We start from the raw sequence: 25,475 nt of genomic DNA, 5'->3' as shown, positions 1-25,475 counted from the left end.
TAAAGTAATTTTTAGAAAAGGCTGTTTCTGCGCTGTCGCTTTAGCATATTAACTCTATGTAAGAGCAACTCTTCAGCGGAAAAAGGCGAATACATAATTGGAGGTAAAGTAAATGAAAATGATGGATGCAAACGAAATTATTTCGTTTATTCAAAATAGCAAAAAAGCGACTCCGGTAAAAGTTTATATTAAAGGTGATTTGGAAGGAATCGACTTTGGTGAGAATTCCAAGACTTTCATTACAGGCAACACAGGTGTAATTTTCGGTGAGTGGGCTGAAATCAATCCGGCAATCGAAGCAAATCAGGCTAAAATTGAGGATTATGTCCTTGAGAACGACCGCAGAAATTCGGCTATTCCATTGCTGGATATGAAGAATATCAAGGCTCGTATTGAACCAGGTGCAATTATCAGGGACCAGGTAGAAATCGGTGACAATGCCGTAATTATGATGGGGGCATCCATTAATATCGGTGCTGTTGTTGGTGAGGGTACGATGATCGATATGAACGTTGTCCTTGGCGGTCGTGCAACAGTCGGCAAGAACTGCCACATTGGTGCAGGTTCTGTGCTTGCTGGTGTTATCGAGCCACCTTCAGCGAAGCCAGTCATAGTTGAAGATGATGTAGTAATCGGAGCCAACGCTGTTGTCCTTGAAGGCGTAACAGTAGGCAAAGGTGCAGTTGTCGCTGCAGGCGCGATTGTTATCGACGATGTGCCTCCATATACAGTGGTAGCTGGAACACCAGCTCGCGTCATCAAGGAAATCGACGAAAAAACGAAATCAAAAACTGAAATCAAGCAGGAGCTTCGCCAGCTTTAAAAGCAATGATCAAAAAGCGCAAGCGCCTTGGTCAGCCCCGACAGGCGCTGGAGGGCCGACAGGTGAAGTCGTTCTTTGACTTCACCTGAGCGAACCGAAATCGAAATGTGTAGCCGACTGCCCAGAAACACAGAAACTTGAGACTCCGACAAAGAAGCGCATTTTGCTTCTGCCGGCGGAGTTGAAGTTTCGGAGTTTCTAGGAGGCGACACTAGACAAATCGAAAAGCGGAGGCGACTGCCCAACTCCGACAAGCGCTGGAGGGCCTGACAGTGAAGTCGCTCTTTGACTTCATTGGCAGGACCGAAGCGTCTCGAGGAGTTAGGGAGCTGCAGCTAGACAAGCGACTCGAGGTGCAAGGAGCTGGATTAAGAAAACTATCTGTATTTATCCACAACTAAATCATTTTAGTATTCCTAAACAGCAAGAAAGCGTGGATATTGGGTCCGCGCTTTCTTTTATAAGGAGAGAACTGTATGGATTTTACTAATTTCATTAAAATCAGAAGAGATTTACACTTGATTCCTGAGCTGGGTTTCAAGGAGTTCAAAACTCAGTCTTTTCTTCTAGATTATTTAGGCAGCCTTCCCCAGGAACGCCTTGAAATAAAGACTTGGAAGACCGGGGTTTTTGTCAGGATCAAAGGAAGTAACCCTAAGAAGACGATCGGCTATAGAGCAGATATTGACGGCCTTCCAATCACAGAAGCAACCGGATTGGAATTCAAATCACTGCACGAAGGGCAAATGCATGCATGTGGACATGACTTTCATATGACAATAGCTCTAGGATTGGTTTCTTATTTCGTTGCTCATCCGATTGATGACAATTTGCTGTTCATTTTCCAGCCTGCAGAGGAAGGACCTGGTGGTGCTGAACCTATGCTTAAGACTGATATCATGCAGGAATGGAAGCCTGATATGATTATAGCCTTGCATATTGCACCCGAATATCCAGTTGGCACGGTTGCAACCAAAGAAGGTCTTCTTTTTGCCAATACTTCCGAACTGTTCATTGATCTAGCTGGGAAGGGAGGACATGCTGCTTATCCGCACCAGACTAATGATATGGTCGTTGCAGCATGTGCTCTTGTGAACCAGCTACAGTCTATTGTTTCGAGGAATGTTGATCCCCTTGATAGTGCTGTTGTTACAATCGGCAAAATCACAGGAGGCACGGTACAAAATATCATCGCTGAAACAGCGAGGCTAGAAGGTACAATTCGCACACTGTCTGTTGATTCTATGGCTAGAGTCAAGGAGAGGATTGAAGCAGTCGTAAAAGGAATCGAAGTAGGTTATCAATGCAAGACCTCTATTGACTATGGAGCCATGTATCATCAAGTTTATAATAATGAAGAATTGGCACGTGATTTTATTGCCTTTGCTGAGAAAAAGGAAAATATCAACGTGATTGTTTGCAAAGAAGCAATGACTGGCGAAGACTTTGGTTATATGCTCAAGGAGATTCCTGGCTTCATGTTCTGGCTAGGTGTTAATTCAGAGCATGGACTTCATCATGCCAGACTGGATCCAGATGAGGACGCCATCGAGACAGCCATTAACTTGCTGACCAAGTATATTGAGTACAAAAGCAATTAAGCCCATTATAATGTCAATTAGGCTTTAAATTGTCAGTGAAATAGATATACCTAAAAAAGAGGTGTTCGATATGAGATTACGTCAACCTATGCCTGAAATATCAGGAGCCACAGAATGGTTAAATGGAGAGTTTACCAGGAATCAGCTGGTGGGTGAAAAGCCGACATTGATCCACTTTTGGTCAATCAGCTGCCATCTTTGCAAGGTCGCGATGCCATCGGTGAATGAACTTCGTGATAATTATAAAGAGGAATTGAATGTGATGGCTGTCCATATGCCCAGATCCGATAAAGACATGAATTTGGAAGAAATCAAGCAAGTGGCAGCAGAACATCAGATTTCACAGCCCATCTTCATTGATGATGAGCATAAACTGACAGCTGCCTTTGAAAACCAGTACGTCCCTGCTTACTATCTTTTTGACAAGAACGGTCTGTTAAGGCATTTCCAGGCTGGAGGCAGCGGACTGAAAATGCTTGAAAAGCGTGTGATCAGGGTCCTCGAAGAAATGGAAAAGGAAGAATAAAGGAGTGCGCCATATTCTAACGGACACTTTTCTTCAGTAAGCCTCCGAGTATGTCCGATAGAGACCTTCTAACGGACACTTTTCTTAAAAAAGAACTCAAATTTGTCCGTTAGAATATACCTAACGGGCATTTTTTTTTTTACCTATTTATTTTTACAGCTAAAACCATCCATCTATCCTTCATTCGCTAATATCAGATAATTCCCATATACAAAAAAATAAAAAAATTCAAACAAAGTACTGGAAAAATATTTCGAAACTCGATATATTAATGTATACGTGCATTTTCTTTTTACTAACCTTTTCCAAAATTTTTGAGAAAAGTGAAACAAAACATTCTTGCCTAAAGAATCTCTAATTTTCCAAAGGGGGGAAATGAATGGAGACATTCAAAAAGTTAAAGGAATATTATTGGCCCTTTAAAAATTATTTTATATGGTCAATATTATTTATGTTGGTTGTAACGGCTATTACGGTCGTTTATCCTATGATTCTGCAGCTAACCATTGATGAAGCCGTCATTGGAGGTCGCTATGAGCTGATTCCGATTCTTGCAGCCGGATTTGTGGGATCAATGATCGTGAAAGGAATTTGTACTTATATTTATCAATATACAGGGGACCTGTTCGGGATTCACTCTGTCTATAAGCTGAGAAACTCTCTATATGAAAAGCTTCAGTTTCTTTCCTTTCGATATTATGATAATGCGAAGACAGGAGATCTAATGTCAAGGCTTACTGCCGATGTGGAAGGCTTTCGCTTTTTCCTCAGCTTTGGATTTTCTGAGCTGATTCGTTTCGTTCTCCTAATCGGCATAAGTTTTTCTGTCATGTTCTATTATTCTATTTCATTGACTTTTGTGACACTCGCGACACTGCCTTTCCTTGCGGTAGTTGTATATAAATTTGACAGAGCAGTCCACCCGGCGTTCAGGGGCATTAGAAAATCTTTCGGGAAACTGAATACAAAAGTCCAGGAGAATATAAGCGGAATCAACACGGTAAAATCTCTCTCTCGAGAAGATTATGAGATTGGCAGATTTAATGATTCGAATGGAAATTATAAAGATCAATACTTATTCACTTCTGAAATTTGGGCGAAGTATTTCCCATTCATGGAGTTCTTGGGTAATTTGAGCGTTGTTCTGCTATTAGGTTATGGCGGTTTCCTTGTTATGAATGATTCCCTGCTGCCGGGGGGAGTTGGTGGCTTTTTACAGCCTTGTTTGGTACATCATGTGGCCAATCATGAACCTTGGATTCGTTGTGAACCTATTTTCCCAATCAAAAGCATCAGGAGAAAGATTATTGGAGATTCTTGAGGCTGAAGAGGAGATTGAAGAGAAGCGAGGGGCGCTGAAAGTTGAAAAACTTTCTGGTGAAGTAGAATTCAATGATGTAACACTCCGATATGGAGACGACGAAAACGAAGCTTTATATAATATTTCGTTTAAAGCACGTCCAGGACAGACAATTGGGCTGATTGGATCGACAGGCTCAGGAAAGACAAGTATTACCCAGCTGATGACAAGGTTTTACGAGCCAGTCGCCGGCCAGGTGCTGGTCGATGGTCTGAATGTAAAAGACTATTCTATTCAATCACTTCGCAGCAATATAGGGATTGTACTACAGGAATCTTTCCTATTTTCTTCCTCAATCAAAGCCAATATTTCTTATGGCAACCCTGAAGCTACAATGGAGGAAATCATTGCTGCAGCAAAACGCGCTCAGGCCCATAGTTTTATTATGGAGCTCCCGGATGGGTACGATACGATTTTGGGAGAAAGAGGCATGGGGCTATCGGGTGGACAAAAGCAAAGAATTGCTATTGCCAGGGCAATCTGTGTCAATCCAAGTATTTTAATTCTTGATGATGCCACAAGTGCAGTAGATATGGAAACTGAATTCAAGATCCAACAAGCATTACTAGAAGTCATGAAGGGGCGTACGACCTTCATCATCGCACACCGTATTTCTTCCCTGAAGCATGCGGATGAAATTCTCGTGCTTGAAAATGGGTCAATTGCTGAGCGAGGAACCCATGAACACTTGATCAAGAATGGCGGCACATATCAAAAAATCTATGATATTCAATTCAAAGACCGTGAAAAGGTATCGCAAACTGGTTGATATTAGATACCTATTAAGCGATATCTGTTATTCAATTTGGTCATTGCACCAGTTTTCTTAAATGTACAGGGGGGATGGTTTTGAGCAAGACACGAAACTCTCAAGTTTTGAAAAGGTTCCATTATTCTGCTGACCAGGTTATTGATAAGCCCTTTAACTGGAAGCAGATGTCAAGGCTTTTCGGTTATATGCTGCCATATAAGAAGAATCTTGTTCCGCTTTCGATTGCTATGGTATTAATCACGACTGCGGTGAGGCTGGTCATTCCAATTTTGATCGGTATATATACTTTAGATAGAGCAGTAAAAAACAAAGATGCCACCATGCTTTTCTGGCTCGTCGCACTAATAGGAGGTCTGTATACGGCTTCCTATATCGCAAACATATTCAGGATCCGCTGGATGAATCAGTTGGGACAAAATGTGATATATGATTTGCGCAAACACTTATTCACCCATGTGCAAAATCTCTCCCATCGCTTTTTTGACCAGCGTTCAGCAGGATCCATACTCGTGAGGATCATGAATGATATCAATTCCCTCCAGGAATTGTTCACCAACGGTGTCATCAACCTATTGATGGACATCGTCCTGTTGATTGGTATCTTCTTTATCCTGTTCTCGTTAAGTCCACAGCTTACACTGGCAATCATGATTATTTTGCCAATCATGTTCTTAATCTCGACAAAGCTGAGGAAAAACATCAGGCGCTCCTGGCAGGATGTGCGTATGAAACAATCGAAGTTAAATTCTCACCTGAATGAAAGTATCCAGGGAATCAGGGTTACACAATCTTTTACTCAGGAAAAGGAAAACATGGCGTTTTTTGACGGAGTCAACGATGAGACCTTCCAGAGCTGGAAGTCAGCTTCACAGAAAAATGCTATGTTCCGTCCAATGGTTGAACTGACCAACGCGCTTGGAACTGCTGTCTTGATTTGGTATGGAGCGAGTTTAATCCAAAATGGAACCATCTCTATTGGTGTATTCGTCTCATTTGCCTTTTATCTCGGTATGTTTTGGGAACCAATCTCAAGACTTAGCCAGGTATATAACCAGCTATTGATGGGAATGGCTTCATCCGAACGTATCTTTGAATTTCTAGATGAGAAGCCAATCGTTTCTGAGGCAGATCAGCCGGTTGAACTTGAAGATATGCGCGGTGAAATTAAATTTGAGAAAGTGGTTTTTTCATACGATGAAAAGCGAACAGCGCTTAAGGGGATCAGCCTGGAAATGAAGGCTGGCCAGACGGTTGCCCTCGTTGGTCATACAGGATCTGGGAAGACAACGATTGCCAATTTAATCAGCCGGTTCTATGATCCTACATCGGGCAGGGTGTTGGTTGACGGCCATGACCTTAAAGAAGTTTCTATAGGAAGTCTTAGGAAGCATATTAGTATCGTCTTGCAGGACACCTTTATTTTTTCCGGAACGATCTACGATAATATTCTATTCGGCAGGCCGGATGCATCAGAAGAAGAAGTAAGGGCTGCGGCTGAAGCGGTAGGGGCGTCCGAGTTCATCAAGAAGTTGCCAAATGGATATAAAACAGAAGTAGAAGAGAGAGGAAATATCCTTTCAGTAGGTGAAAGACAGCTACTTTCCTTTGCAAGGGCATTGCTAGCCAATCCGAGGATTCTAATCATGGATGAAGCGACGGCAAGCATCGACACAGAAACTGAAGTGAAAATCCAAAAGGCATTGAAAACCCTGTTGAAAGGCAGAACGGCAATTATAATTGCTCACAGACTGTCGACAATCAGGGAAGCAGATAATATCTTCGTACTAGAGAATGGTATGATCATCGAGCGAGGCAATCATGCTCAACTTATGGACCTCGAGGGAGAATATCATGATCTTGTCAAAGCACAATTCAATATGCTAGATGCCGTCTAAATGTAGAAAGCCTTCTTAACTGAAGGCTTTTTTTGTGATTAAAATAGGAGCAATTTTGAGCCGGATTAATTGAGAGGAGAACCGCCTTTATATTTCGGTCACAAGTAGAGCGAACATGTGCCCGAGATGTAAGTGTCTTCGGCATTACGGTCACAAGTAGAGCGAACATGTGCCCGAGATGTAAGTGTCTTCGGCATTTCAGTCACAAGTAGAGCGAACATGTGCCCGAGATGTAAGCGTCTTCGGCATTTCGGTCACAAGTAGAGCGAACATGTGCCCGAGATGTAAGTGTCTTCGGCATTACGGTCACAAGTAGAGCGAACATGTGCCCGAGATGTAAGCGTCTTCGGCATTTCGGTCACAAGTAGAGGGAACATGTGCCCGAGATGTAAGCGTCTTCGGCATTTCGGTCACAAGTAGAGGGAACATGTGCCCGAGATGTAAGTGTCTTCGGCATTTCAGTCACAAGTAGAGCGAACATGTGCCCGAGATGTAAGTGTCTTCGGCATTTCGGTCACAAGTAGAGGGAACATGTGCCCGAGATGTAAGTGTCTCCGGCATTACGGTCACAAGTAGAGCGAACATGTGCCCGAGATGTAAGCGTCTTCGGCATTTCAGTCACAAGTAGAGCGAACATGTTCCCGAGATGTAAGTGTCTTCGGCATTTCGGTCACAAGTAGAGGGAACATGTGCCCGAGATGTAAGTGTCTCCGGCATTACGGTCACAAGTAGAGCGAACATGTGCCCGAGATGTAAGCGTCTTCGGCATTTCAGTCACAAGTAGAGCGAACATGTGCCCGAGATGTAAGCGTCTCCGGCATTACGGTCACAAGTAGAGCGAACATGTGCCCGAGATGTAAGCGTCTTCGGCATTTCAGTCACAAGTAGAGCGAACATGTGCCCGAGATGTAAGCGTCTTAGGCATTTCGGTCACAAGTAGAGGGAACATGTGCCCGAGATGTAAGCGTCTTCGGCATTTCGGTCACAAGTTTAGCGACTTGTGCTGGAAATAGGAAAGGACTACTAATCTTCTCGCTATCTGTAACTTTTTTACAGAGTTACCGTCATATTCATAAATAGAGTTGCTTCAGGGGGGCTATTAATTGTTAAAGAAGATATTATATATGGGTATTTTGGGTGTTTTCCTAATAGCTGGCTGCAGCGGGGGCATGTCACAGGATGAGAGTCAGAAGAGTTCTGAAGGTGAAATGAATTCTGCTTCTGACATGGAGAATGTGAGTGAGGATATTGGTTTTTCGAAAGGTGAAAAACAAGTTGCTGATGCTGGAGAGAAAGCGACAGCAGAGGGACAATCTGATAAGGATGGAGCTCAATCGACTGATCAGCGGATGGTCATCTATAATGCAGAAATGGATATCAGGGTGGACAATTTTGAAAAAGCGCGCAATGCTCTAGAACAGCAAGCAAAAGCGTACAAAGGATATATTGTACAGTCGAATTCAACTCGCTATGATGGCGAACAACAAAGTGGCACGATGACGTTCAGGATTCCCCAGGAGCATTTTCATGCGTTCTTGAATGATGCTGAAGGTCTTTCAGTTCAAGTTAATAATCGCCAGGTGAGCGGGCAGGACGTTACAGAGGAGTATGTTGACCTGGAATCTCGGTTGAAATCAAAGAAGATCGTTGAAGCAAGGCTGATCGACTTCATGAAACAAGCACAAAAAACAGAGGATCTTTTGAAAATCTCATCCGATTTGGCAGAAGTGCAGGAACAGATTGAACAAATCGCGGGAAGAAAGAAGTTCCTCGAAAATCAGACAGCACTTTCGACTGTAACCATCACCCTGCAAGAAAATGAAGTGCCAGTGCCGAAAATAGATAACGATAGCCTTAACACATGGCAGAAAATAAAGAAACAATTTGCTGATAATATCAACATCTTGCTAGCAGCAGGGTCTGGAATGATTGTATTCCTGATTGGAAATCTTCCCATCCTTATAATAGTAGGAGTGTTTGTTGCTGTTATCCTATTCTTTGTTAGAAGGAAGGCAGGTACAAAACAAAAAAGTAATATTGATTCGAATAGCTAACAAAAAAACCGTTGCGGCAATCGCAACGGTTTTTGATTACACTTCCATGATGATCGGCAGGATCATTGGACGGCGTTTTGTTTTTTCATAGAGGAAAGGTGCAAGAGTATCAGTGATTTCGTTTTTGATTTCAGACCACTGAGTTGTTTTTCTTTCCATAACTTTATTCAAGTGTTTATTGATCAAGCTCTGGGCGTCGTTAATTAAATCGCCTGACTCTCTCATGTAGACGAATCCACGCGAGATCAGATCTGGGCCTGCTGCAATTTTAAATTCCTTCATATTGATGCTTACCACAACAACCACAAGGCCTTCCTCAGAAAGGATTCGGCGGTCGCGAAGAACGATGTTTCCGATATCGCCAACTCCGCTTCCATCAATATAAACATTGCCGGAAGGAATCTTCCCAGCTACGCTAACTTCATTATCGCCAAGAGCAAGTACTTCACCGTTATCCATGATGAAGCAGTTCTCTTCAGGAACTCCACAATCGGCAGCAAGTTTCGAATGCATCTTCTGCATGCGGTACTCACCGTGGATTGGCATGAAATATTTTGGCTTGATCAGGCGAAGCATCAATTTCTGTTCTTCCTGACCACCATGACCTGAAGTATGGATGTCATTCAATGATCCGTGGATTACATCGGCACCTGCGCGTGAAAGCATGTTGATTGTCCTGTTAACGCTGATGGTGTTACCCGGGATTGGTGAAGACGAGAATACAACTGTATCGCCAGGCTGAATCTGGATTTGACGGTGTGTACCATTCGCAATCCTTGATAAAGCAGCCATTGGCTCGCCCTGGCTTCCGGTACAAAGGATTGTAACCTGGTTAGCAGGGAGTCTGTTGATTTGCTGCGCTTCAATGAACGTGTCCTTTGGCGCAGTGATGTAGCCTAGTTCTTGTCCAATGTTGATAGCGGATTCCATACTTCGTCCGAATACAGCAACTTTTCTGCCGTTAGCAACTGCTGCTTCTACGACCTGCTGCAAGCGATGGATATTGGAAGCAAAAGTAGCGAAGATGATCCGCCCATCAACTTTTCGGAAAATATCATGAATACTTTCGCCAACACGGCGTTCAGACATCGTAAAATGAGGTACCTCGGCATTAGTGCTGTCCGATAGCAAGCAAAGAACACCTTCTTTGCCGATTTCAGCCATTTTGGTCAGATTGGCTGGCTCGCCTACTGGTGTAAAGTCAAACTTGAAATCGCCAGTGTGGACAATTTGTCCAGGAGGCGTTTTCACTACGACACCATATGAATCAGGAATACTGTGTGTAGTCCTGAAGAAAGTGACTGATGTTTTACGGAATTTGATGATGTCTTCTTCCTTAATTTCGATCAGCTTGGCTTTACGCAACAGCCCATGTTCTTCAAGCTTGTTTCTGATCAGTCCAAGTGCAAGTTTTCCGCCATAAATAGGGACATTGATTTCCCGCAGCAAATAAGGAATGCCGCCAATGTGGTCTTCATGGTCATGTGTAATGAAAAGGCCTTTGATTTTGTCTTCATTTTTTACCAAATACGAATAGTCAGGGATAACATAATCGATGCCGAGCAATTCATCCTCTGGGAATTTTATGCCGGCATCAATCAAGATAATTTCATCCTGGAACTGCACTCCGTAGGTGTTCTTACCGATTTCGCCTAGTCCACCGAGCGCGAAAACGGCTGTTTGGTCATTTTTAACGAATTTCATAAATTATTCGATCTCCAATACTTCAAAGTCTTCTTTTTGCTTCTCATACTCAAAATAGTTACCCTCAACTGCCTCGACATATTCAATATTATATTGGCGGTCAGCAATTTTTGTCCGTACATCTCTTTCAGAGTCACCTTTTACATAAATAGTTTGTGTTTTTTCACGAACTGGTACTTGCTTGTTGGATTCCTGGAAGTAAACTTTAAAAATCATTAAAAATCTCTCTCCTTAAATTAACTTTTTCTATTTTTTAGGCAATTTCTCATGAAACGTTTTGCAGGTTTATGCGAGCCCCAGTCTGGAAATCTAAAGGGAGACGTACTCAAATAAGTAAGCAAGGCATAATTCTGCCAAAACAACATTCGAAATCAGCCATATATAAAAATTAACAACGTTTCCATTGTTATTATCCATCCTGCCATGTTTTCCGCTATTAACCAATTTACAATAAGGAAGGAGCCCTTCGCAAGTTTGAAGGGCTCAAAAGTTTAAGCGATTGTTTTTTTGCGAAGCAAATCTTTCCACTGTTTTAAAAGCTTCTTTCTTAGCTTCTTTAACATAGTGGATCATCTCCTTAGTTCTTATTTTAAACTATCCTTGTCCAAAGTAAAGTAAACAAGGGAAAGTTTAGCAAAGATTATTTTTCAAATTCCTATCTTTTTGTTTATATTATATGATGAAATAGCAAAATTTTTCATGGTTATTGATGGAATGACATAAATTGTCATGGTTCTGACACAGTTTTTCATACCTAATTCCTGTACACGCACCAGTGAATTTGATAGACTACCGTGATTAATGCGTATAAATCAATGGTTTGTTTTCTTTTTTATTTCAATCAAAATTATGAAAAGACCCATTGGGAAAAAATAAGAAAATACTTTCAAGAAAAGCATCAAAGGAGAAGATCATGAGTAAAATTGTATTTTTTGATATTGATGGTACATTACTGGACCATGATAAAAACCTGCCAGCCTCTGCCAAACAGGCGATTGAAACATTAAAGGAAAATGGGGTTTTCGTAGCCATTGCTACAGGACGAGCCCCGTTCATGTTCGAAAGCCTTAGAAAAGAGCTGGAAATCGATTCATTTGTTAGTTTCAATGGCCAATATGTTGTATTTGAAGGAGAGCCGATCTACCAAAACCCATTGAATAATGAAAAGATAGAAGAAATATACAAAGAAGCATCAGATAAAGGACATCCAGTCGTTTTTATGAACCACAAGACAATGAAATCATCAGTGAAGCACCACAATTACATTGAGACAAGCCTTGGAGGTCTGAAGTTCGCTCATCCAGAACATGATGACCGGTTTTATGTAGATCGAGACCTTTATCAAACACTATTGTTCTGTGAAGAAGGACAAGAGGAGTATTACCGGGAGACTTATCCAGAATTCACATTTATCAGGTGGCATCCATTTTCAGTGGACATTCTTCCTGCAGGAGGTTCAAAGGCAGAAGGCATAAAGAAGATGGTGGATCGATTAGGTTTTAAGCCTGAAGATGTGTACGCCTTTGGTGACGGATTGAATGATTTTGAAATGCTAAAGGCAGTCGGCACTGGAGTAGCCATGGGGAATGCCGTTCCGGAATTGAAGGAACTGGCGAATATCGTTACTCGAGATGTAGATGACGACGGAATCTGGCATGGATTGAAAGAGTTGAAATTAATTTAAAACAGTGCAATTCGAGAGTAAATGAAACAGGTTTGATGTAAATGTGGTGAAGTTCTGTATTGGTAGTTAAAATGACAGGATGAAGATGAAAAGGCGAAAAGCTGTCAAGAAAATGCCGGAGTAATGACAGCTTCAAGCCCATTAGGAGAGAAGCTGTCAAGAAAAGGGCGTACTTCAGACAGGTGGAAGACGAAAAGGCAAAAAGATGTCAAGAAACCAGCGGAATTCAGCCACGCTTACAAAGTATAACCGAAAACCTGTCACAAATGGACTACGAATAAGCCGAAACTTAAGTGCATAAAGCCACAAAAAAGCCGAATCACTTAAGATTCGGCTTTATCTTTCAATAGGCTTTGCATCAGGAACATCGGCGTATGGGTCTTGTTTGTTAATGTGATCGTAAAACATAATGCCATTCAAATGATCGATTTCATGCTGAAATACAATCGCTGGCAGGCCTTTCAGCCGAAGCTTCACTTCATTTCCTTCAAGGTCTACCCCTTTTACGGTTATTCTGGCATATCTCGGTACATAACCAGGGATCGACTCATCAACTGACAAGCATCCTTCACCGGCTGCAAGATAGGAACGCTCCACAGAATGGCTGATGATTTTTGGGTTGAAAAGGGCATGGCTTAATATATGATCTTGTTCATCTGTTACATGAACAGCAATCATTCTTTTCGATACATTTATTTGTGGTGCGGCAAGACCAATTCCGGGACGGAGCCCATGTTTTTGTGCAACCTCAGGGTCCTGGCTGTTTTTAACATATTCAATCAGGCTTTCAAGCACTGCCATATCTTCCTGTGAAGGAGGCATAGAAACCTCTTCCGCGACTTTTCGGAGCACGGGATGTCCATCACGGACGATATCATCCATCGTCAACATTAACTTCACCTCTAGTATGTAATAATGTTAAGTCTAACAAATGAATAGTGAAAAGTTAACTAGAAATGTTAAAAGAGAGAGGGACTAGCCCTCCCTTTTTCCTAACTGCCATGAAGTTAAATAACGACTTCATCAGCAGGCCCTCGAAAACTTGCAGGGTTGAACAAGGCTTTTACGCATTCCTAATTAAAACTTCCAGCAAGCGCAGCCAACAATGATCAGCAGGATGAACAACACGACAATTAAAGCGAATCCATTGCCATATCCAGCTCCTGCCACGGGATAACCACATCCATATCCGTAACCGTGCATTAGGAAACCTCCTCAATTGTATTTTTCGCCCGTAAATCGGTCGATTGCTATAGCCTATGCACAAGAAAATATAAAGTATAGGCGTAAGCCCAGAGCATAAACGCACTGAGGAGTGAATATATTTAGCGAAAGGACAAGCAATTACCACTTCCGCGATGAACAATTATTTCCGCAAAATTTCATATCTATTGTCAAATCACATCGTAATCGCTATAGTAAAATTGGTATCAATGAGGAGGTCATTATATTGTCCATTATCAAAAAAATAAGTTTAGCTATTATAATGATGGCTGGAGTTTTAAGTTTAGCTGGGTGTCTGGACAAGCAATCGCCAGAGGAAAAAATGTTTGAAGCGCTTGAGAAGGTGGTCTCAATTGAAAAAGGGTTCGAGGATCAGCAGGATCCGCTTGTAGAGTTGGAGAAGAAGGAAAAGGAAATTTACGAGCAAATCATCTCACTTGGATTGAAAGAATATGACCAAATTGTTAAGCTGGCAGATGAGGCATTGGCTATCGCTGACAAACGAGCAGAACATATCGATAAAGAAAAAGAAAGTATTGATGAATCTGAGAAAGAGTTTGGAAATGTAGACACAATCATCGGCGAAATAGATGACTCGGCTCTGAAGAAGCAGGCAGCTGAATTACAGACAACCATGAAAGAAAGATATGAAATTCATGATAAACTGTATGAAAACTACAAAAAAGGGCTTCAATATGACAAAGAGCTGTATTCAATGCTTAAAGACAAGGAATTAAGCTTTGAAAAACTTGAAGAACAAATCAATAAAGTGAATGAAGTATATGAAATTGTCTTGACTAACAATAAAGAATTCAATGATAAGACCGATCAGTATAATCAAGAAAAAATGGATTTTTACAAAAAAGCCGGAATAGAAGTTAGCACGGATAAGGAAAAGTAAAAATTAAAACAAAAAGCCGCTTTAAAAAAGTGGCTTTTTGTTTTGGATATGAAAGAGGAAGGCACAACGCAGATGAAGAACCTGGTGAGGGGCTGCCTGCATTTCGGAAAACTAGCCATCCAAATCGCCTAATCAGCACTAATACAGTTACGATTAAACGGAATTTATTATAGTACAGTAATTAATAAACAGTAATACAGTTGCTTTTCTGAGATAATAACATACCGATAGTGAATAAAATCAAAAAAGATGAAACATAGTATTTGACGGACTTATTTTCGTGTTGTAAACTAAAAAACGAATGAGCGGATTGTATTAATCTATTTTTATTTTTCACTGATACAGTATTTTTGACATAAGAATGGAGAAATAAAAGTTTTTTTATACTAAATCTGTGGAAAACTAAAGAATGGTGTGTTCAATTGGTGTTCCAAGCGAAAGTTTTTTGGGAAAACTTCTTGATTCATTATTGATCGGCCAAAAATCAATTCTGCTCTGACATGTATTTAGAAACCCGGGGAAGTTTATCCTGATATTGGGTAACCTATTTTTGTATATTCAATTAAAATTCATGAAGTATGAAAGGAAGAGGTGGCTCTGATGGCATCTAAAACAAAAAACAACACTTTCGATGCAGTGAAGCAGCTCGAAAATGTTGAAAGCCAATTTGAAATGTTCCAGATTTTGAATGAAGAGGGCGAAGTCGTGAATGAAGCGGCAATGCCTGAGCTTTCGGACGAGCAATTACAAGAATTAATGAAACGTATGGTTTATACAAGGATTCTGGACCAGCGTTCCATTTCATTGAACCGCCAGGGGCGCCTAGGATTCTATGCTCCTACAGCAGGGCAGGAAGCTTCCCAGCTTGCATCTCAATATGCACTTGAGAAAGATGACTTTATCCTTCCAGGTTATCGCGATGTTCCTCAAATGATTTGGCATGGACTTCCGCTTACGCAAGCATTCTTATTCTCACGCGGACACTTCAAAGGTAATCAAATTCCTGAAGGTGTAAATGTCATTTCACCACAAATCATCATTGGAGCACAATACATTCAGGCGGCAGGTGTTGCGCTTGGAATGAAGAAGCGTGGAGCAAAAGCAGTAGCTGTAACTTACACAGGTGATGGCGGTTCATCTCAAGGTGATTTCTACGAAGGAATCAACTTTGCAGGTGCATACAAAGCACCAGCAATCTTCTTTGTTCAAAACAACCGTTTCGCGATTTCTACTCCAGTTGAAAAGCAGACTGCTGCACAGACAATAGCACAAAAAGCTGTTGCTGCTGGTATTCCTGGTATCCAGGTTGACGGTATGGACCCTCTTGCAGTTTACGCAGTAACTCTTGAAGCACGGAAGCGCGCAGTTAACGGCGAAGGACCTACATTAATTGAAACAATGACTTACCGTTACGGTCCACATACAATGGCTGGTGATGATCCAACTCGTTACCGTACATCTGATTTGGACAATGAATGGGAAAAGAAAGATCCATTAGTACGTTTCCGTAAGTTCCTTGAGAAGAAGAACCTATGGACTGAAGATATGGAAAACGAAACAATTGAAAAAGCAAAAGAAGAAATCAAAAACGCTATTAAAGAAGCGGATGATACTCCTAAGCAAAAAGTAACTGACCTTATGGAAATCATGTATGAAGAAATGCCAGACTACTTAAAAGAACAGTATGAAATATATAAAGAGAAGGAGTCGAAGTAAGCCATGGCTCAAATGACAATGATTCAAGCAATTACAGACGCTCTTCGCGTAGAGATGAAGAACGATCCAAACGTCCTTGTATTCGGGGAAGACGTAGGCGTAAACGGCGGTGTATTCCGTGCGACTGAAGGCCTTCAAAATGAATTTGGTGAAGACCGTGTATTCGATACACCACTGGCGGAATCCGGTATCGGCGGATTGGCGATTGGTCTTGCACTTCAAGGTTATCGTCCAGTTCCTGAAATCCAGTTCTTTGGTTTCGTTTTTGAAGTAATGGACTCTATTGCAGGGCAAATGGCTCGTATGCGTTACCGCTCTGGCGGTCGATACAGCTCACCAGTGACCATCCGTTCACCATTTGGCGGTGGCGTACATACTCCTGAGATGCACGCTGACAGCCTTGAAGGAATGGTTGCACAGCAGCCTGGCCTAAAGGTCGTTATCCCTTCAACTCCATATGATGCAAAAGGATTGCTAATTTCATCTATTCGCGATAACGATCCAGTCATTTTCCTTGAGCACATGAAGCTTTACCGCTCTTTCCGTCAGGAAGTACCGGAAGAAGAATACACAATTCCACTAGGTAAAGCAGATGTTAAGCGTGAGGGTAAAGACCTTTCAATTATCACTTATGGTGCAATGGTTCACGAATCCCTTAAAGCAGCTGAAGAGCTTGAAAAAGAAGGTTACTCTGTAGAAGTAATCGACTTAAGAACAGTAATGCCTTTCGATATTGAAACAATCATCGCTTCAGTTGAAAAAACAGGAAGAGCAATTGTTGTGCAGGAAGCACAAAAACAGGCTGGCATGGCTGGACAGATTGTTGCAGAAATCAATGATCGTGCAATCCTTAGCCTTGAGGCACCTGTATTGCGTGTAACAGCTCCAGACACAGTATTCGCATTCTCTCAAGCGGAATCTGTATGGCTGCCTAACTACAAAGATGTAATTGCAACAGCTAAAAAAGTCCTTACATTTTAAATAAACGGTGAAATTATAAAGGTTTGATAAAAACTTAGGAGGGTGAATTCCATTGGCATTCCAATTTAAGCTGCCAGACATCGGTGAAGGTATTCACGAAGGTGAAATAGTCAAGTGGTTCGTAAAGCCTGGCGATAAAGTTCAGGAAGACGATGTACTTTGCGAAGTGCAGAATGACAAAGCAGTAGTAGAAATTCCTTCGCCTGTCGCTGGTACAGTTGAAGAAGTTTTAGTAGCAGAAGGAACAGTAGCAACAGTAGGACAGGTTCTTGTAACGTTCGATGCTCCAGGGTATGAGCACCTTAAGTTCAAAGGTGAAGAGGAAGATGCACCTGCTGAACAGCCAAAGCAGGAAAAGACGGAATCTCAGGTTCAGTCTACATTAGAATCAGGACAAAATATTGAAAAAGAAGCAGCAGAAGAAACTCCTGCCCCTGCAGGTCAAACTGGTGCTGGAGCAGCGGCTGTACCACAAGCAGAAGTTGACCCTAACCGCAACATCGTCGCAATGCCATCTGTACGTAAATACGCACGTGAAAAAGGTGTCGATATTCGTCAGGTTCCTGGTTCAGGAAAGAACGGCCGCATCGTGAAGGCTGACATCGAAAGCTTCCTAAGCGGAGGGGCACCAGCAGCTGCACCACAAGCTGAAGAAGCTCAGGCACCTCAAGCTGAAGAGGCACCAAAAGCTGCAGCGGCTCAGGCAATTCCAGAAGGACAATACCCTGAGACACGCGAAAAGATGAGCGGAATCAGAAAAGCGATTGCCAAGGCAATGGTTAACTCTAAGCATACTGCTCCACACGTTACATTAATGGACGAAGTGGACGTAGCGAATCTTGTCGCACACCGCAAAAAATTCAAAGAAGTTGCTGCAGAAAAAGGAATCAAGCTTACGTTCCTTCCTTATGTGGTAAAAGCATTAACAAGTGCATTGCGTGAATACCCAGCATTGAACACATCATTGGATGATGCGACAAGCGAGATCGTTCACAAGCACTATTATAATATCGGTATTGCAGCAGACACAGACAAAGGCTTGCTTGTTCCAGTCGTGAAGGACGCTGACCGTAAATCTGTATTCTCTATCTCTAATGAGATTAATGAACTTGCAGGAAAAGCTCGTGATGGCAAGCTTGCTCCAGAAGAAATGAAAGGTGCTTCATGCACAATCACAAACATCGGATCTGCTGGCGGACAATGGTTCACACCAGTTATCAACCATCCGGAAGTTGCGATCCTTGGAATCGGCCGAATTGCAGAAAAGCCAGTAGTCAAAGACGGAGAAATTGTAGCTGCTCCTGTACTAGCGCTTTCCCTAAGCTTCGACCACCGTATGATTGACGGCGCTACTGCACAGCACGCCTTAAATCACATCAAGCGCCTGTTGAATGATCCAGAACTATTGTTAATGGAGGGGTAATAAATGGTAGTAGGAGATTTTCCAATCGAAACTGATACTCTCGTCGTAGGTGCCGGCCCTGGCGGATATGTGGCAGCGATTCGCGCTGCCCAGCTAGGCCAAAAAGTAACAATTGTAGAAAAAGCAACTCTTGGTGGAGTGTGCCTGAATGTGGGATGTATACCTTCTAAAGCTTTGATCTCTGCAGGGCATAGATACGAAAACGCATTGCATTCTGAAGACATGGGGATCAAAGCGGAAAACGTAACGCTTGATTTCTCTAAAGTTCAGGAATTTAAGGCTGGAGTAGTCAAGAAACTAACTGGCGGAGTCGAAGGCTTATTGAAAGGCAACAAAATCGATATCGTAAGCGGTGAAGCTTATTTTGTCGATTCCAATACGATTCGTGTAATGGATGAGAATTCAGCCCAGACATATACGTTCAAAAATGCAATCATCGCGACTGGATCTCGTCCAATCGAGATTCCAGCATTCAAATACACAAAGCGCGTCCTTGATTCAACTGGAGCACTTAATCTTCAGGAGCTTCCAGAGAGCATCGTCGTTATTGGCGGAGGCTACATTGGAACTGAGCTTGGCGGAGCATACGCAAGCTTTGGCACGAAGGTGACAATTCTTGAGGGTGCAGACGAAATCCTTAATGGATTTGAAAAGCAAATGTCCGCTCTAGTAAAACGTAACTTGAAGAAAAAGGGTGCAGAAATCATCACGAAGGCACTCGCAAAGGGTGTCGAAGAGACTGAATCTGGCGTAACAGTTGCATATGAAGCAAACGGAGAAGAAAAGAAAATCGAAGCAGACTACGTTTTTGTCATGGTAGGAAGAAAGCCTAACACTGACGAACTAGGCCTTGAGCAGGTTGGCGTCGAGATGTCTGACCGCGGTGTTATCAAAATCGACAAACAGTGCCGCACAAATGTAAGCAACATATACGCAATTGGTGACATTGTCGAAGGACCGCCACTAGCACACAAAGCTTCTTACGAAGGTAAAATCGCAGCTGAAGCCATCTCTGGACATCCTTCAGAAATCGACTACCTGGCAATTCCGGCAGTTGTATTCTCTGATCCAGAATTAGCATCAGTTGGCTATTCTGAAAAGGAAGCGAAAGATGCAGGCATCGATATTACAGCATCAAAATTCCCATTTGCTGCAAACGGCCGTGCACTATCCCTTAATCAGACAGACGGCTTCTTGAAGCTGATCACTCGTAAAGAGGATGACATTGTCATCGGTGCTCAAATTGCTGGTCCGAATGCTTCAGACATGATTGCAGAGCTTGGACTTGCCATTGAGGCAGGTATGACTGCTGAAGACTTAGCAATGACAATCCACGCTCACCCAACTCTAGGTGAGATTACGATGGAAGCTGCAGAAGTAGCACTTGGAAATCCAATTCATATCGTAAAATAATAGAAAAAGTACAAGCGTCTTAAACACCCTCGACAACCGTTTCGAGGGGTTAGGCGCTAGTCCGCTTTTAAAAGTTGTCTTTCTTGATTAAAAAAATCCTTTCCTAATAATGGAAAGGATTTTTTAATGGATAAAATATATCTAGCTACGGCTCCTAACTCCTCAAGTCGCAAGTCTAGTGTCGCCTCTATAAACTCCAAATACTTCAACTCCGCCGGCAGAAGCCTGTGTCGGAGCCTCCCGTTTCTGCGTTTCTGAACAGTCGGCTCGACTCTTCAATTTCGGTCCGTCCAATGAAGTCAAAGAGCGACTTCACTGGTCGGCCTTCCTCCGCTTGTCGGGGCTGACCAAGGCGTTTGCGCTTTTAAGATTCATTATTCAAAACTGCTGATAAAGGTTCGATGATTTGATCTTTCGTGACATCGCCATTCACGTTGGCAAGGACCTGTTCCTGATGGATAATTAAAATCGCCGGGAATTTTTTCACCTTGAAAAGATCGTAGTATTTATTGGCGTTAGCTGCAGAAATGACAACAATTTTATCGAATTCGGCAGGATATTCTTTCTTTAATTCAATAATTGCATCATAGTAGGATGCTTCTTTTTTATAATTCTCATCATCAGAAAAGAAAATAACTTGTTTGATATTTTTATTCAGTTCCAATTGATCTGAATCGTTGACGGGGTTGCATGAAGCCGTAAGAAATAGGAACGAAGCGACAAAAACAAAAGACAAACTTTTCATTTATCTTTGCCTCACTTTTTTCAGATTGTTGTGTCACACGAGTAACTAGTTGTCCATATTCTATCACAGCAATTTCCAAAAGAATGGAATGTTATTGAATTGTTACATAAATGAAAAATATCCACACCAACTGGACATATACTAGTTAAAAGACCAGAATGTTTATCTAAATGAGACTTGGGAAAAAGATAATTTAGACATGGTGGTGGACAGTGTGAAATTGTATACAGTATTGCTGCTTCAATTAATTATTTGGAGTGGATATAGCTTGATAGAATGGCTATCCAAACACGATCATCCCATTTATAATGGTATAATGTTCTTAGTATTTTTCTATTTAGCAATAATAATTGGCAATAATATAGTGAAATCGGCGAAACAAACCTTTTTCATAACGGTCTTGAGTCTTGCTATTTATGTATCAATTCATATGGCAATGTCTTTTATTTTTTCTTTATGGTTCTCTTGAAATACTGATTCAAAAAAGGTAAGCCATCAGCCATGTCAGCAAAGATAAACCATCAGGAGGGGAAAATGTTGAAGAAAACGCTATTTTTTATGATTTCAGCTTCAATTATTTTAGCTGGGTGTGGAGCGTCAGAAGAAGTGCAGAAGCCAAATGGTACAAGTGAAGTAGATAAAGAGCAAGTACAAAGACAGGAAAAAACCGCAGATAAAAAGCCGGAAACAAAGGATACGGTAGCAGGTGATGATTCTTCTGAAGAGGCTAAAGAGAGCGAAGAAGTAGTACAAGCAGCACCACAGTATGTTATGAATAGTGATTTTTCAATTCAAAATATCGAAAACCCTGATGAAAAAATAGTATTATTGACAATTGATGATGCACCGGACAAACATGCTCTCGAGATGGCAAAAACGTTAAAAGATCTGAATGTAAAAGCCATCTTTTTTGTTAATAGCCATTTCCTTGACACTCCTGAGGAAGGGGAAGTCCTGAAAGAGATTCATCAAATGGGATTCCCGATTGGAAACCATACATATAGCCATAAATCGTTAAGAGAATTATCCGAGGAACAACAAAGGAAAGAGATCATTGACCTTAATGACAGGGTGGAAGAACTCATTGGTGAAAGACCACAGTTTTTTAGAGCTCCGTTCGGAATGAATACTGACTATAGCAAGCAGGTTGCGGCTGATGAAAAAATGCTGCTTATGAATTGGACCTACGGCTATGACTGGGAAAAGAATTATCAATCAAAGGAAGCTCTTGCGGATATAATGGTGAATACACCATTGTTACGGAATGGGGCGAATTTGCTGATGCATGACCGCCAGTGGACAAGCGCAGCCCTTGGTGATATCGTAAAAGGTCTGCAAAATAAAGGTTTTAAAATTGTTGATCCAATGCAAATCGAAACTCCGGCAAATAAAGAAACGGCTGCTCAATAGCAGCCGTTTTTGATGTCTAAAACCGAGGCGGTTGATTGCAAATAATCTCTTTATTTTCGTTGATAGAAGTACATAACCCTGCCATTGAATAAATGGAGCTCTCCCTTTAGTTTTTTACCGATAAATTTACTGAATTCGTTTGCTTTTCCCTTATCACCAGCAGTTGCTGTCGGCGGCAGGGTAATTTGTATGTATGATTGCTCGCGCTCTGTGCCGTCTTCGTCGCTAACTTTTTCTTTATCCACACCGATCAAAATGGCATTATAACGGTCCTGAGATGATTGCAGATAAAACCATGTGCCTTTACCATCCTCTTTTTCCTTCAAATCATAAGGAAATGCGGAATTTTCATAATTCCAATCAACCTGATCACCTGTTTTAGCGGTTATTTCCTTATAGTAAGTAAATAAATCCTTCAGTTCCTCGGTGGAAATGGCTTGCTGAGATGATGATGGAACAAGTTTGATATAAGCATTACTAGACATCGTCGAATCCCCTTTTCCTATCTATTCCTCATCATTTTATCACTCCGGAAAAAGCATTGACAATAGAATAAAAGCTTTTTAGCTTTCTAGACACTTGCCTTTTTGTTAAAAATAAATTATAATAATATTCTAAATATTAAATTAAAAAGGAGGAGGCATATGGAACTATTCGATAAGCTTTATGATGAGCACGAAAAGGTTCACGTCAGGTTTGTGGGGTTCACTACTTATGATACTCGTTATGACTTTGGGATTGTATATACCAATATGTTTTTCGGGAAACCTCTTGTAGTTTGCATGCAGACGGGGCGTTCAGCACTCCTCGACCCTAAGGACATAGAAGACGTAGAATATTTACAGAAAGCATTCCATATTAAAGAAGTCCGGCAGGCTGAGGACCTTGCATTATTTTTCAATGAAGAATTGCCAACAGCCCCGTTCGAGACTCAGTACGAATAAGCAAATTTAGAACAGGCTAAATAGGCCTGTTTTTTTAATTTTTAAAAACACACTAAAAAGTTTTTGAGGTCAAATAAGTGTCATACTAATTGATTGGTCAGCATATAATCAGATTAATTTTACCGAAAAAAATTAAAAGTGTTATACAATTTAGGCTTTACAACTTAATAGTGTTATATTATTATATAAACAGAAGATAATGAAGCGCTTTCAAAAATCAAAACGAAAAGGAGTTTGAAAATATGGGCACAATCGTTTGTCAAACTTGCAATGCAACAATTGACCATTTCGAAGATGAGAAAGTAACGGTTTTGTATTCAAAAAAAGCTAACTGCTGCGATCATGATGGTGCAGAGGAAAGATAAGAATAGATAAAAGGGCATGCAGCTGCATGCCCTTCTTTTTACTTAATAATAAAGTATGAATTTATTGCAATTAGATTAGTGTCTAGCTCCAGTGCTTAGCCCCTCGAGTCGCATGTCTAGCTGTGGCTCCTGACTCCTGGAGACGTTTGTCTAGCTGCGGCTCCTAACTCCTCGAGACGTTTCGGTCCTGCCAATGAAGTCAAAGAGCGACTTCACTGTCAGGCCCTCCAACGCTTGTCGGAGTTGAGCAGTCGCCTCCGCTTTTCGAATTGTCTAGTGTTGCCTCTTGAAACTCCGAAACTTCAACTCCGCCGGCAGAAGCAAAAACCGCTTCTGCCGGCGCGTTTCTGAACAGTCGGCTCTACTTTTCAATTTCGGTCCGTTCAGATGAAGTCAAAGAGGGAGTTCACCTGAGAGGACCTCCAGCGCTTTTCTGGGCTGACCAAGGCGCATGCACTTTTCTTATCTTATTGCTTTGTGTTCCTTGATTACTCTGAATGACTTAAGTTCATCATCCTCAGGGCCTTGTACCGGAAGTCCGGCTTCCATATTGGTCTTGATGTATACAAGGTTTTCTTCGGTGATGATTTCTCCTGGAATGAAGATGGGAATTCCAGGAGGATATACCATGACAAACTCGGCAATGATTCGTCCTTCTGATTCCTCAACAGGGATCACTTCTGTATCCGCGTAAAATGCATCTCTAGGCGTCAATGCCAATAATGGAATGTCAGGAAGCATAACTTCTGCATGCACTTTTTCAGCAAGATGGTGGAATTCTTTTGATAGTTCACGTAATGCTTGAACTAGAATCTCAGCTTCCTTTTGAGTGTCACCAGGAGTGATGATACACAGGATATTGTATAAATCTGAAAGCTCAACTTCGATATTATATTTTTCGCGAAGCCAATTTTCGACCTCATATCCAGTGATATTTAAATCTTTTATGCTTATCAGAACTTTTGTTGGATCGAAGTCGTAAGTAGCGTTTGTTCCAAGTAAGTCTTCTCCCGGGCAGTATAGATGCTCGATTTCGTTAACCTCACCGCGAATCCATTGCGCCAGTTTAATCGTTTCGCCGATGATTTCTCGTCCTTCAATCGCAAGCCTTCTTCTGGCGGTATCCAGCGATGCAAGCAATAGGTATGAAGTAGAGGTAGTCGTCAGCATGCTGATAATAGACTGGACACGTTTTGATGAAACCAAACCTTCTTTTACATTTAGGATCGAGCTTTGCGTCATTGATCCGCCCAGCTTATGAACGCTTGTTGCTGCCATGTCCGCACCAGCTTGCATAGCTGAAAGCGGGAGGTCTTCATGGAAATGGATATGGACACCATGGGCTTCATCGACCAGAACTGGAACATTGTAAGAATGGGCAATCTCAACAATTTTTTTCAGGTCAGCTGCAAAGCCGAAATAAGTTGGGTTGATCACAAGCAGACCTTTTGCATCAGGATGCTGTTCCAGCGCCCGCTCTACGGAATCGGTTGTTATTCCGTGAGAAATTCCCAGTTTTTTATCAATTTCAGGATGAATGAAAATTGGAATCGCACCGGAAAAAACGATAGCCGACATAATGGATTTATGCACGTTACGTGGAACGATAATCTTATCTCCAGGTCCGCAAACAGTCATGATCATGGTCATGATCGCGCCGCTTGTCCCCTGTACTGAAAAGAAAGTATGATCTGCACCAAATGCTTCAGCTGCGAGTTCCTGTGCCTGCTTGATGATGCCTTTAGGGGAATGCAAGTCATCAAGGGGTCCGATGTTGATCAAATCAATGGAAAGAGCATTGTCACCAATGAACTCTCTGAACTCAGGATCGATCCCGCTGCCTTTTTTATGGCCGGGAATATGAAACTGAATCGGATTCTTTTCTGCGTGCTTTAATAGGCTGGTAAACAACGGTGTTTCTTTTTGTGACAATT

Annotated in this window: 22 protein-coding genes and 1 pseudogene; 16 read left to right on the top strand and 7 right to left on the bottom strand. The window is 41.8% G+C overall.

Annotation, left to right across the window (positions count from 1 at the left end):
• Positions 1–112: 112 nt before the first annotated feature.
• From dapD to LC048_RS14110, 7 genes and pseudogenes are all read left to right on the top strand, one after another.
• Positions 113–823 carry a 2,3,4,5-tetrahydropyridine-2,6-dicarboxylate N-acetyltransferase gene (gene dapD, locus LC048_RS14140; RefSeq protein ID WP_226600376.1) on the top strand — a complete coding sequence of 237 codons (711 nt, stop codon included), beginning with the start codon at positions 113–115 and terminating at the stop codon, positions 821–823.
• 272 nt (positions 824–1,095) lie between these two features.
• Positions 1,096–1,224 carry a hypothetical protein gene (locus tag LC048_RS14135; RefSeq protein ID WP_306047961.1) on the top strand — a complete coding sequence of 43 codons (129 nt, stop codon included), beginning with the start codon at positions 1,096–1,098 and terminating at the stop codon, positions 1,222–1,224.
• A 75-nt stretch (positions 1,225–1,299) separates the two neighbouring features.
• Complete coding sequence (locus LC048_RS14130) at positions 1,300–2,424, top strand: N-acetyldiaminopimelate deacetylase (RefSeq protein WP_226600377.1); 1,125 nt, start codon at positions 1,300–1,302, stop codon at positions 2,422–2,424.
• A 70-nt stretch (positions 2,425–2,494) separates the two neighbouring features.
• Complete coding sequence (locus LC048_RS14125) at positions 2,495–2,950, top strand: TlpA disulfide reductase family protein (protein ID WP_226600378.1); 456 nt, start codon at positions 2,495–2,497, stop codon at positions 2,948–2,950.
• 379 nt (positions 2,951–3,329) lie between these two features.
• Positions 3,330–5,079: pseudogene (locus LC048_RS14120) on the top strand (ABC transporter ATP-binding protein).
• A gap of 74 nt (positions 5,080–5,153) precedes the next feature.
• On the top strand, positions 5,154–6,977 hold the full coding sequence (locus tag LC048_RS14115; protein WP_306047960.1) for an ABC transporter ATP-binding protein: 1,824 nt from the start codon (positions 5,154–5,156) through the stop codon (positions 6,975–6,977).
• A 1,103-nt stretch (positions 6,978–8,080) separates the two neighbouring features.
• On the top strand, positions 8,081–9,031 hold the full coding sequence (locus LC048_RS14110; protein ID WP_226600395.1) for a DUF4349 domain-containing protein: 951 nt from the start codon (positions 8,081–8,083) through the stop codon (positions 9,029–9,031).
• 36 nt (positions 9,032–9,067) lie between these two features.
• On the opposite strand, the gene rnjA is transcribed toward LC048_RS14110, so the two are convergent.
• Both rnjA and LC048_RS14100 read right to left on the bottom strand, forming a co-directional pair.
• A complete protein-coding gene (rnjA, locus tag LC048_RS14105; RefSeq protein WP_306047959.1) occupies positions 9,068–10,735 on the bottom strand; it encodes a ribonuclease J1 in 1,668 nt (555 codons plus the stop codon).
• Between the two features lie 3 nt (positions 10,736–10,738).
• A complete protein-coding gene (locus LC048_RS14100) occupies positions 10,739–10,951 on the bottom strand; it encodes a DNA-dependent RNA polymerase subunit epsilon (RefSeq protein WP_102262041.1) in 213 nt (70 codons plus the stop codon).
• Positions 10,952–11,648: 697 nt separating this feature from the next.
• Between LC048_RS14100 and LC048_RS14095 the strand changes: the two genes are divergently transcribed.
• Positions 11,649–12,419 carry a Cof-type HAD-IIB family hydrolase gene (locus tag LC048_RS14095; RefSeq protein ID WP_226600397.1) on the top strand — a complete coding sequence of 257 codons (771 nt, stop codon included), beginning with the start codon at positions 11,649–11,651 and terminating at the stop codon, positions 12,417–12,419.
• Between the two features lie 336 nt (positions 12,420–12,755).
• Here LC048_RS14095 and def read toward each other — a convergent pair whose 3' ends face one another.
• On the bottom strand, positions 12,756–13,310 hold the full coding sequence (gene def / locus LC048_RS14090; protein WP_226600398.1) for a peptide deformylase: 555 nt from the start codon (positions 13,308–13,310) through the stop codon (positions 12,756–12,758).
• Positions 13,311–13,496: 186 nt separating this feature from the next.
• Positions 13,497–13,622, bottom strand: a complete 126-nt coding sequence (locus tag LC048_RS14085; RefSeq protein WP_084135439.1) for a YjcZ family sporulation protein — start codon at positions 13,620–13,622, stop codon at positions 13,497–13,499.
• Between the two features lie 247 nt (positions 13,623–13,869).
• Between LC048_RS14085 and LC048_RS14080 the strand changes: the two genes are divergently transcribed.
• The 5 genes from LC048_RS14080 (at position 13,870) to lpdA (ending at position 20,077) form a co-directional block, all read left to right on the top strand.
• Positions 13,870–14,544 (top strand): YkyA family protein, encoded by a 675-nt coding sequence (locus LC048_RS14080; protein WP_226600399.1) that lies wholly within the window; start codon positions 13,870–13,872, stop codon positions 14,542–14,544.
• A gap of 600 nt (positions 14,545–15,144) precedes the next feature.
• On the top strand, positions 15,145–16,260 hold the full coding sequence (gene pdhA, locus LC048_RS14075) for a pyruvate dehydrogenase (acetyl-transferring) E1 component subunit alpha (protein WP_226600400.1): 1,116 nt from the start codon (positions 15,145–15,147) through the stop codon (positions 16,258–16,260).
• Between the two features lie 3 nt (positions 16,261–16,263).
• Complete coding sequence (locus LC048_RS14070; protein ID WP_041965621.1) at positions 16,264–17,241, top strand: alpha-ketoacid dehydrogenase subunit beta; 978 nt, start codon at positions 16,264–16,266, stop codon at positions 17,239–17,241.
• Between the two features lie 52 nt (positions 17,242–17,293).
• Positions 17,294–18,664, top strand: a complete 1,371-nt coding sequence (locus LC048_RS14065; RefSeq protein ID WP_226600401.1) for a dihydrolipoamide acetyltransferase family protein — start codon at positions 17,294–17,296, stop codon at positions 18,662–18,664.
• Between the two features lie 3 nt (positions 18,665–18,667).
• Positions 18,668–20,077 carry a dihydrolipoyl dehydrogenase gene (gene lpdA / locus LC048_RS14060; RefSeq protein WP_226600402.1) on the top strand — a complete coding sequence of 470 codons (1,410 nt, stop codon included), beginning with the start codon at positions 18,668–18,670 and terminating at the stop codon, positions 20,075–20,077.
• Between the two features lie 364 nt (positions 20,078–20,441).
• On the opposite strand, the gene LC048_RS14055 is transcribed toward lpdA, so the two are convergent.
• Positions 20,442–20,822 carry a small peptidoglycan-associated lipoprotein gene (locus LC048_RS14055; protein WP_226600403.1) on the bottom strand — a complete coding sequence of 127 codons (381 nt, stop codon included), beginning with the start codon at positions 20,820–20,822 and terminating at the stop codon, positions 20,442–20,444.
• A 534-nt stretch (positions 20,823–21,356) separates the two neighbouring features.
• Between LC048_RS14055 and LC048_RS14045 the strand changes: the two genes are divergently transcribed.
• The gene (locus tag LC048_RS14045) at positions 21,357–22,232 is read left to right on the top strand and encodes a polysaccharide deacetylase family protein (protein WP_306047958.1); all 876 of its coding nucleotides are present in this window, start codon (positions 21,357–21,359) and stop codon (positions 22,230–22,232) included.
• A gap of 50 nt (positions 22,233–22,282) precedes the next feature.
• Here LC048_RS14045 and LC048_RS14040 read toward each other — a convergent pair whose 3' ends face one another.
• A complete protein-coding gene (locus LC048_RS14040) occupies positions 22,283–22,717 on the bottom strand; it encodes a DUF1885 family protein (protein WP_226600406.1) in 435 nt (144 codons plus the stop codon).
• A 159-nt stretch (positions 22,718–22,876) separates the two neighbouring features.
• On the opposite strand from LC048_RS14040, the gene LC048_RS14035 reads away from it, so the two are divergent.
• Together LC048_RS14035 and LC048_RS14030 are read left to right on the top strand one after the other, a co-directional pair.
• Positions 22,877–23,176 (top strand): DUF3055 domain-containing protein, encoded by a 300-nt coding sequence (locus LC048_RS14035; RefSeq protein WP_226600407.1) that lies wholly within the window; start codon positions 22,877–22,879, stop codon positions 23,174–23,176.
• A 242-nt stretch (positions 23,177–23,418) separates the two neighbouring features.
• On the top strand, positions 23,419–23,541 hold the full coding sequence (locus LC048_RS14030; protein WP_226600408.1) for a GapA-binding peptide SR1P: 123 nt from the start codon (positions 23,419–23,421) through the stop codon (positions 23,539–23,541).
• A 462-nt stretch (positions 23,542–24,003) separates the two neighbouring features.
• On the opposite strand, the gene LC048_RS14025 is transcribed toward LC048_RS14030, so the two are convergent.
• Positions 24,004–25,473, bottom strand: coding sequence for an aminotransferase class I/II-fold pyridoxal phosphate-dependent enzyme (locus LC048_RS14025; protein ID WP_226600409.1), 1,470 nt, complete (start codon positions 25,471–25,473; stop codon positions 24,004–24,006).
• Positions 25,474–25,475 lie beyond the last annotated feature (2 nt).

Origin of the sequence: Mesobacillus subterraneus, from assembly GCF_020524355.2 — a bacterium.
Taxonomy (GTDB): domain Bacteria; phylum Bacillota; class Bacilli; order Bacillales; family Cytobacillaceae; genus Mesobacillus; species Mesobacillus subterraneus_C.
This window is presented reverse-complemented; position numbering and strand designations above follow the sequence as displayed.

Coding starts and splice junctions, on each gene's coding strand:
- dapD (WP_226600376.1), top strand. CDS start 113: ATGAAAATGATGGATGCAAACGAAATTATTTCGTTTATTCAAAATAGC.
- LC048_RS14130 (WP_226600377.1), top strand. CDS start 1,300: ATGGATTTTACTAATTTCATTAAAATCAGAAGAGATTTACACTTGATT.
- LC048_RS14125 (WP_226600378.1), top strand. CDS start 2,495: ATGAGATTACGTCAACCTATGCCTGAAATATCAGGAGCCACAGAATGG.
- LC048_RS14115 (WP_306047960.1), top strand. CDS start 5,154: ATGGTTTTGAGCAAGACACGAAACTCTCAAGTTTTGAAAAGGTTCCAT.
- rnjA (WP_306047959.1), bottom strand. CDS start 10,735: ATGAAATTCGTTAAAAATGACCAAACAGCCGTTTTCGCGCTCGGTGGA.
- LC048_RS14100 (WP_102262041.1), bottom strand. CDS start 10,951: ATGATTTTTAAAGTTTACTTCCAGGAATCCAACAAGCAAGTACCAGTT.
- LC048_RS14095 (WP_226600397.1), top strand. CDS start 11,649: ATGAGTAAAATTGTATTTTTTGATATTGATGGTACATTACTGGACCAT.
- def (WP_226600398.1), bottom strand. CDS start 13,310: ATGTTGACGATGGATGATATCGTCCGTGATGGACATCCCGTGCTCCGA.
- LC048_RS14085 (WP_084135439.1), bottom strand. CDS start 13,622: ATGCACGGTTACGGATATGGATGTGGTTATCCCGTGGCAGGAGCTGGA.
- pdhA (WP_226600400.1), top strand. CDS start 15,145: ATGGCATCTAAAACAAAAAACAACACTTTCGATGCAGTGAAGCAGCTC.
- LC048_RS14070 (WP_041965621.1), top strand. CDS start 16,264: ATGGCTCAAATGACAATGATTCAAGCAATTACAGACGCTCTTCGCGTA.
- lpdA (WP_226600402.1), top strand. CDS start 18,668: ATGGTAGTAGGAGATTTTCCAATCGAAACTGATACTCTCGTCGTAGGT.
- LC048_RS14055 (WP_226600403.1), bottom strand. CDS start 20,822: ATGAAAAGTTTGTCTTTTGTTTTTGTCGCTTCGTTCCTATTTCTTACG.
- LC048_RS14045 (WP_306047958.1), top strand. CDS start 21,357: ATGTTGAAGAAAACGCTATTTTTTATGATTTCAGCTTCAATTATTTTA.
- LC048_RS14040 (WP_226600406.1), bottom strand. CDS start 22,717: ATGTCTAGTAATGCTTATATCAAACTTGTTCCATCATCATCTCAGCAA.
- LC048_RS14035 (WP_226600407.1), top strand. CDS start 22,877: ATGGAACTATTCGATAAGCTTTATGATGAGCACGAAAAGGTTCACGTC.
- LC048_RS14030 (WP_226600408.1), top strand. CDS start 23,419: ATGGGCACAATCGTTTGTCAAACTTGCAATGCAACAATTGACCATTTC.